Origin of the sequence: Burkholderia sp. E168m23 (genome assembly GCF_016586125.1) — a bacterium.
Lineage (GTDB): Bacteria > Pseudomonadota > Gammaproteobacteria > Burkholderiales > Burkholderiaceae > Burkholderia > Burkholderia orbicola.
In genome coordinates, this window is sequence record NZ_BCPP01000113.1 from 1 (window position 1) to 11,359 (window position 11,359).

At 68.4% G+C, this 11,359-nt stretch carries 11 protein-coding genes; all 11 read left to right on the forward strand.

Translation table 11 applies throughout. The features are described from left to right. Positions 1-68: 68 nt before the first annotated feature. Complete coding sequence (locus JMF90_RS08755) at positions 69-1,241, forward strand: L-rhamnonate dehydratase (RefSeq protein WP_011548658.1); 1,173 nt, start codon at positions 69-71, stop codon at positions 1,239-1,241. Positions 1,242-1,249: 8 nt separating this feature from the next. Further along, a complete protein-coding gene (locus JMF90_RS08760; RefSeq protein WP_011548659.1) occupies positions 1,250-2,167 on the forward strand; it encodes a dihydrodipicolinate synthase family protein in 918 nt (305 codons plus the stop codon). 130 nt (positions 2,168-2,297) lie between these two features. Continuing rightward, positions 2,298-3,590: an MFS transporter gene (locus tag JMF90_RS08765; RefSeq protein ID WP_011548660.1), complete on the forward strand. Its 1,293-nt coding sequence runs from the start codon at positions 2,298-2,300 to the stop codon at positions 3,588-3,590. 41 nt (positions 3,591-3,631) lie between these two features. Then, entirely contained in the window at positions 3,632-4,579 is a 948-nt protein-coding gene (locus JMF90_RS08770; RefSeq protein ID WP_011548661.1) for a YncE family protein, read from the forward strand. A gap of 1 nt (position 4,580) precedes the next feature. Then, on the forward strand, positions 4,581-5,540 hold the full coding sequence (locus JMF90_RS08775) for an amidohydrolase (RefSeq protein WP_011548662.1): 960 nt from the start codon (positions 4,581-4,583) through the stop codon (positions 5,538-5,540). 209 nt (positions 5,541-5,749) lie between these two features. After that, the gene (locus JMF90_RS08780; RefSeq protein WP_011548663.1) at positions 5,750-7,015 is read left to right on the forward strand and encodes a sugar ABC transporter substrate-binding protein; all 1,266 of its coding nucleotides are present in this window, start codon (positions 5,750-5,752) and stop codon (positions 7,013-7,015) included. Further along, positions 6,999-7,958, forward strand: coding sequence for a carbohydrate ABC transporter permease (locus JMF90_RS08785; protein ID WP_011548664.1), 960 nt, complete (start codon positions 6,999-7,001; stop codon positions 7,956-7,958). Before JMF90_RS08780 ends, JMF90_RS08785 begins: the two co-directional genes overlap by 17 nt. Next, positions 7,946-8,779, forward strand: a complete 834-nt coding sequence (locus JMF90_RS08790; RefSeq protein WP_041489441.1) for a carbohydrate ABC transporter permease — start codon at positions 7,946-7,948, stop codon at positions 8,777-8,779. The genes JMF90_RS08785 and JMF90_RS08790 overlap by 13 nt, the downstream gene beginning before the upstream one ends. A 10-nt stretch (positions 8,780-8,789) precedes the next feature. Further along, positions 8,790-9,824: an NAD(P)-dependent alcohol dehydrogenase gene (locus JMF90_RS08795; RefSeq protein ID WP_006480069.1), complete on the forward strand. Its 1,035-nt coding sequence runs from the start codon at positions 8,790-8,792 to the stop codon at positions 9,822-9,824. A 3-nt stretch (positions 9,825-9,827) separates the two neighbouring features. After that, positions 9,828-11,021, forward strand: a complete 1,194-nt coding sequence (locus JMF90_RS08800; RefSeq protein ID WP_011548666.1) for an ABC transporter ATP-binding protein — start codon at positions 9,828-9,830, stop codon at positions 11,019-11,021. Positions 11,022-11,050: 29 nt separating this feature from the next. After that, the coding region (locus JMF90_RS08805) for a cupin domain-containing protein (protein ID WP_201325050.1) at positions 11,051-11,359 on the forward strand (309 nt) is incomplete at its 3' end.

Here is an 11,359-nt window from a genome sequence, read left to right on the forward strand (position 1 = left end):
GCAGATCGTTTCGGCGTGACGCTCGCACGCCCTCTACCCACGACAACATCGATTCCGGAGACACCCTCATGAAGATCCGATCCGTACGCACCCGCGTATTCCAGTGGAAAGGCAAGACCGTCCCGCCGCAGGGCAACTTCTGTTCGAATGCGATGGACCTGCTGTACGCGCCGCAGGAAACGATGAGCACGTTCCGCTTCCATGCGTGGACGGTCGTCGAAGTCGAAACCGACGACGGCATCGTCGGCCTCGGCAACGTCGCGCTCGCGCCGCACGTCGCGAAGGTCATCATCGACCAGTACCTCGCGCCGCTCGTGATCGGCCAGGACCCGTGGGACTACGAGTACCTGAACCAGCGGATGTACCGCGCGACCCACGCATGGGGCCGCAAGGGCATCGGCATGGCGGCGATCTCGGCCGTCGACATCGCGATCTGGGACATCCTCGGCAAGAGCGTCGGCAAGCCGGTCTTCAAGCTGCTCGGCGGCCGTACCAAGGAAAGGATTCCCTGCTACTACTCGAAGCTGTATCGCACCGACCTGAAGGCGATGCAGGAAGAAGCGCAAACGTACCTGAAGGAAGGCTTCCGCGCGTTCAAGATGCGCTTCGGCTACGGGCCCGCGCACGGGCAGCAGGGCGTGGTCGAGAATCTGAAATCGGTCGCGGCGATCCGCGAGGTGATCGGCTACGACAACGACCTGATGCTCGAGTGCTACATGGGCTGGAACCTCGAGTATGCGAAGCGCATCCTGCCGAAGCTCGAGAAGTACCAGCCGCGCTGGCTGGAAGAACCGGTGATCGCCGACGACCTCGACGGCTACGCGGAGCTGAACCGGCTGACGCGCATCCCGATCTCCGGCGGCGAGCACGAATTCTCGCTGTACGGCTTCAAGCAACTGCTCGACCGCAAGGCCGTGTCGGTCGTCCAGTACGACACGAACCGCGTCGGCGGGATCACGATGGCGCACAAGATCAACGCGCTGTGCGAGGCGTACAGCGTGCCGGTGATTCCGCATGCGGGTCAGATGCACAACTACCACCTGACGATGAGCACGCTCGCGTCGCCGATGAGCGAGTACTTCCCGATGTTCGACGTCGAGGTCGGCAACGAGCTGTTCTATTACATCTTCGACGGCGAGCCAGTGGCCGAAAACGGCTTCCTGCAACTGCGCGACGACGTGCCGGGCCTCGGCCTCACGCTGAAGACCGAATTCCTCGACCAGTTCGACATCGTCGAGTGAGGCCGACCATGAACGCACGCTACCAGGGCGTCTTTCCCGTCGTGCCGACGATCTTCGATGCGCACGGCGCGCTCGATCTCGACGGCCAGCGCCGCTGCGTCGATTTCATGATCGATGCCGGCTCGCACGGCCTCTGCATCCACGCGAACTATTCCGAGCAATTCGCGCTCGGCGACGACGAACGCGATCTCGTCACACGCACGACGCTCGAACACGTCGCCGGCCGCGTGCCGGTAATCGTCACGACGTCGCACTTCAGCGCGCGGATCTGCGCGACGCGCAACCGGCAGGCCCAGGCGCTCGGCGCGGCGATGGTGATGGTGATGCCGCCGTACCACGGCGCGACGTTCCGCGTGCCCGAAGCCCAGGTGCGCGCGTACTTCCGCGAAGTCGCCGACGGCCTCGACATCCCGCTGATGATCCAGGACGCGCCGGCGAGCGGCGTTGCGTTGCCGGCGTCGCTGCTCGCGACGCTCGCACGCGAGATCGACGCGGTGTCGTACTTCAAGATCGAGACGGCCGGCGCCGCGTCGAAGCTGCGCGAGCTGATCGCGCTCGGCGGCGATGCGATCGAGGGGCCGTGGGACGGCGAGGAAGGCATCACGCTACTCGCCGATCTCGACGCCGGCGCGACCGGCGCGATGACGGGCGGCGGCTATCCGGACGGCATTCGCCGGATCACCGACGCGTATTTCGCCGGGCGCCGCGACGATGCATGCGACGCGTACGCGCGCTGGCTGCCGCTGATCAACTACGAGAACCGCCAGTCGGGCTTCCTCACCGCGAAGGCGCTGATGAAGGAAGGCGGCGTGATCGCGTGCGACCGGCCGCGCGCGCCGTGGCCGGAGTTGCATCCGCAGGTGCGTACCGGCCTGCTCGATACGGCGCGGCGGCTCGACCCGATCGTGCTGCGCTGGGGGCGTTAGGGCCTGTTCACGCTAATAACGGGCTGGCGCTAGACATCGCTTTTGTACCCGCAACGCGCGTGCGTTGCGCATCGGCGTGACGGCGGCCTGACAGAAGGCCGCCGCCGCTCATCAGATGGACGGAGACACCATGAACCTGCTGAACCCCGCGACCCCGGCATACGACGCCGGCGAAGCCATCCCGCGCCGCCGCTGGCTGCGCGTGATTCCACCGCTGCTGCTCGCCTGCATCATTTCCTACATGGACCGCGTGAACATCGCGTTCGCGATGCCCGGCGGGATGAACGCCGATCTCGGCATGGACGCGACGATGGCCGGCCTCGCCGGCGGCATCTTCTTCTTCGGCTACCTGTTCCTGCAGATTCCCGGCGGCCGGCGCGCGGCACTCGGCAGCGGCAAGGCGTTCATCGCGTGGTCGCTCGTGAGCTGGGCCGTGCTGTCGGTGCTGACCGGGCTCGTCACGCACACGTGGCAGTTGCTGGCGCTGCGCTTCCTGCTCGGCGTGGCCGAGGGCGGGATGCTGCCCGTCGTGCTCACGATGGTCAGCCACTGGTTTCCCGATCGCGAACGCGGCCGCGCGAATGCGATGGTCATCCTGTTCGTGCCGCTCGCCGGCATGATCACCGCGCCGCTGTCCGGCTTCATCCTCGCCGCGTACGACTGGCATCACCTGTTCTTCTGCGCGGGCGCACTGTCGCTGCTGTGTCTCGTCGTCTGGATGCTGTTCGCCGACGACGGCCCGGAGACCGCGCGCTGGGTATCGCCGCGCGAGAAGGCCTACATCCTCGATGCGCTGCGCGACGAGCAGGAACGCAAGCGCGCGGCCGGCACGCCGGCGGCCGCATCGTTCGGCGAACTGCTGCGCCACCCTACGATCTGGCTGCTCATCGCGATCAACTTCTGCTATCAGGCCGGCATCTACGGCTATACGATGTGGTTGCCGACCCTGCTGAAAAACCTCACGCACAGCGGGATGGGCAGAATCGGCCTGCTCGCGATGCTGCCGTACATCGCGATGGTGATCGGGATGCTCGTCACGTCGTATTGGTCCGACCGGACCGGCAAGCGGCGCCTGTTCGTGCTGCTGCCGCTCGTCGGGTTCGCCGCATGCCTCGCGCTGTCGGTGCACGCGCATGCGTCGATGGCCGTATCGTTCGCGTTCCTGATCGGCTGCGGCTTCTTCCTGCAGGCGGCGGCCGGCGTGTTCTGGGCGATTCCGCCGAAGCTCTGCAGCGTCGAGACGGCCGGCAGCGCACGCGGCCTGATCAACGCGCTCGGCAATCTCGGCGGCTTCTGCGGCCCGTATGCGGTCGGCGTGCTGACGCAGCACGTGAGCGCGGCGGCTGGCGTATACAGCCTCGCGGTCACGCTCGCGGTGGCCGGCCTGCTCGCGCTGACGCTGCCGAAGCGCTGCGAGGGCTGACGACGCCTGCGCGGGACGGAACGACACACCGGAGACCCACCATGAACGACATCCTGCTGCTGGTGCAGAAATGCGCCCATACCTTCAGCTTCTACGACCTCGACACGAAAGCGCCGCTCAAGCACATCGTGCTGCCGAACTTCCCGCACGAATTCACCGTCGACGTGAACAACCGCTACGCGTACGTCGGCATCTTCGGGATCGAGACCGCGTGGTCGCGCGGCCATGAAGGCGATCACCGGATTGCCGAGATCGATCTCGTCGAGCGCACCCACACGCGCATGCTCGACCTGTGGCCGTACTACCGGCCGCACGGGATGGCGAGCGACCGCGACGGGCGGCTCTATGCGATGAGCGAAGCGCACGACATGCTGCTCGTCTTCGATGAGCCCACCCGGCAGCAGGTCCCGAACATGGCGGTGCCGTCCGGCGGCGTGAAGACGCATCTCGTGACGCTCACGCGCGACGCAAGCCGCGCATACGGCGTGCATCTGCTGTCGAATACGGTCACGCAATTCCATCCGCGCGACGCGACCGTCGCGCCGCGCGCGGTGATGCCCGGCCCGCGCCCCGAAGGCAATGCGCTGTCGAGCGACGAGCGCACGCTGTTCGTCGCGAATCGCGGCGACGACACGCTGGTCGAGATCGACACGGCGACGATGACCTGCGGCCGCCGCGTGAAAACGCGCAGCGACCCGAACCGCATCTACCGGACGAGCGCGCCCGATGGTCACGACCTGCTGCTGTTGACCAACTCGGGCGAGCGGTCGATCTCGGTGTTCGATGCGCGGCAGCTCGAGGAGATCGAGCGCATCGCGCTGCCCGCGAACCCGACCGCGCTGTCGTTCCATCCGTCGCGACGCGTCGCGTACGTGTCGTTCCACGACGACCATGTGCGCGAACTCGACCTCGATGCGTGGCGTTTCGTCGGTGCGCTGGCGACGCTGCGCGAGCCCGATGCGTCGTACGTGCTCGCCGGCGCCCTCTGACATGCGCGACGCAGCGCCGCCCGACGGCATGCCCGATGCGCTCGTCGATGCGCATCACCACCTGTGGCGACTCGATGCGGGCGCGCACTACCCGTGGCTGCAGACGCACTACGACCCGGCACGCTTCATGTTCGGCGACTACGCGGCGCTGTGCCGCGACTTCGACGTCGACGCTTTCCGGCGCGCGGCGCAATGCGCGCCGCTCGTCACCAGCGTGCACGTCGAAGCCGAACGCGCGCGCGACGAGGCGCTCGCGGAAACGCGCTGGCTGCATGAAGTTGCGGCCGCGCACGCGCTGCCGTCGGCGATCGTCGCGTGGGTCGACCTGCTGGCCGGCGATGCGGACGAACGGCTTGCCGAACAGGCCGCGTGGCCTCGCGTGCGCGGCGTGCGGTTCAAGCCGCGCACCGCGGCCGCGCCGGATGCGTTGATCGACGGGCCGGGCGCGCTGCATGACCCGCGCTGGCCGGCCGCGCTCGAACGCCTCGCCGCGCACGGCCTGAACTGGGATCTGCGCGTGCCGTTCTGGCATCTCGGCGACGCGGCCGCGATGCTGACCGACGCGCCCGCGGTCGACGTCGTGCTCGAACACGCCGGGCTACCGTGGGACCGTTCCGAAGCCGGGCTCGCGCGCTGGCGCAGCGGCATGGCGGCGCTCGCCGCGTTGCCGCGCGTGAGCGTGAAAATCTCCGAACTCGGCCTGCGCGATGCGGTATGGAACGACGCGGACAACGCAAGGATCATCCGCGACACGATCGCGATCTTCGGCTGGCAGCGCTGCCTGTTCGCCAGCAATTTCCCGGTGGCCGGGCTGCGCGTGTCCTATCCCGCGCTGCTGCGCACGTTCGCCGGTGCGATCGCGCATCTCGACGGCCCTGCGCGCCGCGCGATCTGGCATGACAACGCATTGCGGGTGTACCGGATCGCGCTCGACGCGCCGCATCAACCGGCGCTCGGGTAACGCCGCCTTCCCGCCATTCCTCTCCGTCGGGCCGCACCACGCACACCCCGACCACCACATTTTGTGCATCGCACGACCGACCGTGAGCAAAAAGTATCGGCTCACGAACTCTTTTGATGTGGTGATCGCGTCGCCCGCGTCACACCATTGTCCCTGCCGTCATCGGCGGCATTCGAACAAGCAGAATCAAGGAGACACGGGTGAACAAGATGCGAATCGTCGCAGCCGGCGTGCTGCTCGGCGCCTGTCTGCCGGGCGTCGCGGCCGCGCAAACCTGCAAGGTGCCGACCCTCCGCGTGCTCGCGCAGAAGAGCCTCGGCCTGTCGGTGATGGAGAAATCGCTGGCCGACTACGAGAAGAAGAACGGCACGAAGGTCGAGATCAGCTACTTCGGCGAGAACGACCGCCGCGCGAAATCGCGGCTCGACGCGTCGACCGGCGCCGGTTCCTACCAGATCTACTACGTCGACGAGGCGAACGTCGCCGAATTCGCGTCGGCCAACTGGATCGTGCCGCTCCTCAAGTACTACCCGAAGGACTACGACTACGACGACTTCCTGCCCGGCCGCCGCGCGGTCGCGAGCTACAACGGCGTCGCGTACTTCGCGCCGCTGATCGGCGGCGGCGACTTCCTGTTCTACCGCCGCGACCTGCTCGACGCCGCGCACATTCCGGTGCCGAAGACGCTCGACCAGCTCGTCGCCGCGATCAAGAAGCTCAACGCGCCGCCGAAGCTGTACGGCTGGGTCGCGCGCGGCCAGCGCGGCTCGGGGATGAACGTGTGGCGCTGGTCGCCGTTCATGCTCGGCATGGGCGGCACATGGACCGACAAGGGCGGCCAGCCCGCGTTCGACTCGCCGGCCGCGGTGAAGGCCACGCAGCTCTACAGCGACCTGTTCAAGTACGCGCCGCCGGGCTCGGCGACCTACGACTGGAGCAACGCGCTCGAAGCGTTCCGCTCGGGCAAGGTCGCGTTCATGATCGAATCGACACCGTTCGCGGACTGGATGGAAGACGCGAGCAAGTCGAGCGTGGCCGGCAAGGTCGGCTACACGCGCCCGCCCGCGCCGCTGCCGTCGGCCGCGTACGGCCACGGCTTCGCGATCTCGGCGGTCGGCGCGAAGGACGACTGCATGCGGCTGGCCGCCGGCCGCTTCATCGCGTGGGCGACCAGCAAGGACCAGGAGCAGGCACGGCTGCGCAACGGCGTGTTCAGCGACTACAACCGCTCGAGCACGATCGCCAGCCCGTACTTCAAGCAGCACGTCGCGCCGCAGATCCAGGCCGGGCTGAACGACACCAACCCCGTCACGCAGGTGACGATCTGGCGCACGCCGCAGTGGCCGGATATCGGCGACAACCTCGGCATCGCGCTCGAACAGGTGTTCACCGGCACGCAGACGGACATCCGCGGCACGCTCGACGAAGCGGACCAGTACGCGAAGGACGCGCTCGAACATGGCGCTCGCAAATGACGGCACGGGCGGACGCGCGCTCGGCGTCCGCCCGGCCCCTTCCGCACCGTCGGCCCGGCGCGGCCGCGCGCGCCGCGATCGCACCAGCCTGCCGTGGGTGTTCCTCGCGCCGACGCTCGCGCTGCTCGCGGTCCTGAGCCTCGTCCCGACGATCGCCGCGGTCAACCTCGCGCTGCGCAACCGCGTGCTGCGCTACCCGGACAGCGAATACGTCGGCCTGCGCAACTTCGTGCGACTCGCGTCGGACCGGCGCTTCCTGAACGCGATCGAGGTATCGGTGCTGTGGGAGGTCGTCACGGTCGCGGGCGCGGTACTGGTCGGCATCGCGCTCGCGGTGTTCCTGTTCGAGCGCGTGCACGGCCGCTGGCGCCGCTTCGCGTCGCTGGTGCTGATCATGCCGGTGCTGCTGCCGCGCGTGTCGGCCGCGTTCATCTGGAAGTTCATGTACGCGCCGCTCACCGGCATCCTGAGCTGGCTGCTCGGCGCGCTCGGCGTCGAGCACACCGCGTTTCTCGCCGATCCGCATCTCGCGCTGTACGCGGTCGCGCTCGTCGACGTGTGGCAGTGGGGGCTGTTCTTCGCGGTCGTGATCCTGAAGCTGCTGGAAACGCTGCCGCCCGAGCCGCTCGAAGCCGCGCGGCTCGACTACGCGACGACGTGGCAGGTGCATGCGTACATCGCGCTGCCGATGCTGAAGGCGCCGCTCGTGAGCCTCGTGTTCATCAAGATGGTCGAGTCGCTGCGCTCGTTCGACCTGATCTACGTGATGACCAAGGGCGGCCCCGGCATCGCGACCGAGACGCTCGATCTCTACGCGTACCAGCAGGGCATCGGCCTCGCCGGCAAGGTGTCGTATGCGTCGGGCATGGCCGTGCTGATGATGGTCGCGACCACGCTCGTCTTCACGCTCATCTGGAAGAGGGTCAACAAATGGGACGACTGATGGCCCGCCGCGGCCCCGCCGCCACCACCGCTTCCACCGTCGCGATCGCCGGCGCGATCCTGCTCGTCGCCGCGTTCCCGCTGTTCTGGGCCGTGCTCAATTCGCTCAAGCACCTGCTCGACATCGTCACGCCGACGCCGCGCTTCTTCTTCACGCCGACGCTCGCGAACTACGAACAGGTGCTGTCGAGCCCCGAGGTCTTGATCGGGCTCGGCAACAGCATCGCGATCGTCGGCGCGGCCGTGCTGATCGGCGCCGTGCTCGGCGTGCCGGCCGCGTACGCAATCGCGCGCTACCCGATACGCGGCAAGCGCGACATCCAGTTCTTCCTGCTATCGCTGCGCTTCCTGCCGCCCGTCGCGGTCGCGCTGCCGCTGATCGCGATCTGGGTCGATCTCGGGCTGTACGACACCAAGCTGTCGATGATCGTCACGTACCTGCTCGTCACGCTGTCGACCATCACGTGGCTGTCGATCCCCGTGTTCCGCCGGCTGCCGCGCGAGATCGAGGAGGCCGCCGCGCTCGACGGCTACGGCCCGTACGCGGTGTTCTGGCATATCGCGCTGCCGGTGTGCGCGAGCACGCTGCTCGGCGGCATCGTGTTCAGCTTCGTGCTGGTGTGGAACGAACTGATGATCGCGCTCGCCCTCACGTCGTCGCGCAGCGCGACGCTGCCGGTGGTCGCGTCCGCGTTCACGTCGCTCGGCCAGGAAGTGCCGTGGGGCGTGATCAACGCGTCGACGGTGCTGCTCGCGCTGCCGCCGCTCGTTTTCGTCGGCATGCTGAGCCGGCTGCTCAATTCGATGGTCAAGGGAAAATAAGGAGAACACGTTGAAAGCGCTCGTACTCGAACGCACGCGCGAGCTCGCGCTGCGCGACATCGACCTGCCGCAAGCGGTCGGCCCCGGCGACGTCCGGATCAAGGTGCATACGGTCGGCGTCTGCGGCAGCGACGTGCATTACTACGTCCACGGCGGCATCGGCCCGTTCCGCGTCGACGCGCCGATGGTGCTCGGCCATGAAGCGTCCGGCACCGTCGTCGAGACGGGCGCCGGCGTCACGCACCTGCGCGTCGGCGACCGCGTGTGCATGGAGCCCGGCGTGCCGCGCCTCGATTCGCCCGCGACGCTGCGCGGCCTCTACAACCTCGATCCCGACGTGCGCTTCTGGGCGACGCCGCCGATCCACGGCTGCCTGACGCCGTTCGTCGTGCATCCGGCCGCGTTCACGTACCGGCTGCCCGACAACGTGTCGTTCGCCGAAGGCGCGATCGTCGAGCCGCTGTCGATCGGCCTGCAGGCCGCGAAGAAGGCGGCGATGAAGCCGGGCGACCTTGCCGTCGTGATCGGCGCCGGCACGATCGGCGCGATGACGGCGCTCGCCGCGCTCGCCGGCGGCGCCGCGCGCGTGATCCTCGCCGACGTCGTGCCGGACAAGCTCGCGCTGTTCGCCGGCAACCCGGCCGTCACGACCGTCGACGTGCGTACGCGGCCGCTCGCCGACGCGGTGGCCGAGGCGTCGGGCGGCTGGGGCGCGGACGTCGTGTTCGAGGCGAGCGGCAGCGCGAACGCGTATGCGGGCCTCGTCGACCTGATGTGCCCGGGCGGCTGCGCGGTGCTGATCGGGATGCCGGTCGCGCCGGTGCCGCTCGACGTCGTCGCGCTGCAGGCGAAGGAAGGCCGCATCGAATCGGTGTTCCGCTACGCGAACATCTTTCCGCGCGCGCTCGCGCTGATCGCATCCGGCGCGATCGACGTGAAGCCGTTCATCTCGCGCACGTTCCCGTTTTCCGAAGGCGTGCGCGCGTTCGAGGAAGCGGCGAGCGGGCACCCGCGCGACGTCAAGATTCAGATCGAAATGGATTGAGCCATGGCCCGAATCGTCTGCCACGCATTGTCGAAACACTACGACGGCGGCCCCGCCGTGCTGCATCCGCTCGACCTCGAGATCGCCGACGGCGAATTCATCGTGTTGCTCGGCCCGTCCGGCTGCGGCAAGTCGACGATGCTGCGGATGATCGCGGGCCTCGAGGCGATCACCGGCGGCGAGCTCGTGATCGGCGACGCGGTCGTCAACGACCTGCCGTCGCGCGAGCGCAATGTCGCGATGGTGTTCCAGAACTACGCGCTGTACCCGCACATGACGGTGTACGACAACATCGCGTTCGGCCTGCGGCGGCTCAAGGTGCCGGCCGACGAGATCGACCGCCGCGTGCGCGACGTCGCGCGCATCCTGAGCCTCGACGCGCTGCTCGACCGCCGCCCGCGCGCGATGTCGGGCGGCCAGCAGCAGCGCGCGGCGATCGCGCGGGCGATGATCAAGACGCCCGCCGTGTTCCTGTTCGACGAGCCGCTGTCGAACCTCGACGCAAAGCTGCGCACGCAGTTGCGCGCCGACATCAAGCGACTGCACCGGCAACTGAAGACCACCACGCTGTACGTCACGCACGATCAGCTCGAAGCGATGACGCTCGCCGACCGCGTCGTGCTGATGCGCGGCGGCCACATCGAGCAGATCGGCACGCCCGCCGAGCTGTACGGCCAGCCGCACACGGTATTCGCGGCCGGGTTCGTCGGCACGCCGGCGATGAACTTCGCGGCGGGCACGATCGAGCGTGTCGGCGCGACCGTGCTGCTCGACTGCAACGGCGCGCGCTGGCCGCTTGCATCGCCGCGCTTCGCGCACCTGCACGACGGTCAGCAGGTGAAGGCCGCGATCCGGCCGAACCACCTGCGGCTCGTCGCCGAAGGCGATCCGACCCCGGGCGCGCTCGCGCTGACCGGCACGGTCGAGCTCGTCGAGCTGCTCGGCGCCGAGGCCCTCGTCACGCTGGACTGGCGCGGCCAGCCGTGCGCGGCCCTCGTGCCGGCCCCGATGGCCCCGGCGCCCGGCGCCGTGGTAGCGTTTCGCTTCGACGAAGAAGCCCTGCATCTGTTCGACGCCGGCACCGAGCGCAACGTCACGCTGCCGGATGCGAACCCGATCGCGCACGCGGTGCCGCCGACGGCCGCGACGCGCGCCACGCCGCCCGCCGCGACGGGCTGGTCGATGTCCCGTCCGTAGCACGCCGGCACGCCCCGACGGAGCACACGATGAACCCGGATCTCGAGATCGTTCCCACCCACCGCGACGAATCGTTTCGCGCGTGGGTCCACGACTATCCGCATTCGTTCGCGAAGTGGCACTTCCATCCGGAGTACGAGATTCACCTGATCCAGGCGTCGCGCGGCAAGGTGTTCGTCGGCGACCACATCGGCGACTTCGGCCCGGGCAACCTGATCGTCACCGGGCCGAACCTGCCGCACAACTGGGTCAGCGAGCTGGCCGACGGCGAACGCGTGCCGTCGCGCGACGTCGTGCTGCAGTTCTCGCGCGATGCGATCGAGAAGATGGTCGGCGCG

What these genes read in the sequence shown, in the direction of transcription:
- JMF90_RS08755 (WP_011548658.1), top strand. Translation starts at nt 69, where the DNA reads ATGAAGATCCGATCCGTACGCACCCGCGTATTCCAGTGGAAAGGCAAG.
- JMF90_RS08760 (WP_011548659.1), top strand. Translation starts at nt 1,250, where the DNA reads ATGAACGCACGCTACCAGGGCGTCTTTCCCGTCGTGCCGACGATCTTC.
- JMF90_RS08765 (WP_011548660.1), top strand. Translation starts at nt 2,298, where the DNA reads ATGAACCTGCTGAACCCCGCGACCCCGGCATACGACGCCGGCGAAGCC.
- JMF90_RS08770 (WP_011548661.1), top strand. Translation starts at nt 3,632, where the DNA reads ATGAACGACATCCTGCTGCTGGTGCAGAAATGCGCCCATACCTTCAGC.
- JMF90_RS08775 (WP_011548662.1), top strand. Translation starts at nt 4,581, where the DNA reads ATGCGCGACGCAGCGCCGCCCGACGGCATGCCCGATGCGCTCGTCGAT.
- JMF90_RS08780 (WP_011548663.1), top strand. Translation starts at nt 5,750, where the DNA reads ATGCGAATCGTCGCAGCCGGCGTGCTGCTCGGCGCCTGTCTGCCGGGC.
- JMF90_RS08785 (WP_011548664.1), top strand. Translation starts at nt 6,999, where the DNA reads ATGGCGCTCGCAAATGACGGCACGGGCGGACGCGCGCTCGGCGTCCGC.
- JMF90_RS08790 (WP_041489441.1), top strand. Translation starts at nt 7,946, where the DNA reads ATGGGACGACTGATGGCCCGCCGCGGCCCCGCCGCCACCACCGCTTCC.
- JMF90_RS08800 (WP_011548666.1), top strand. Translation starts at nt 9,828, where the DNA reads ATGGCCCGAATCGTCTGCCACGCATTGTCGAAACACTACGACGGCGGC.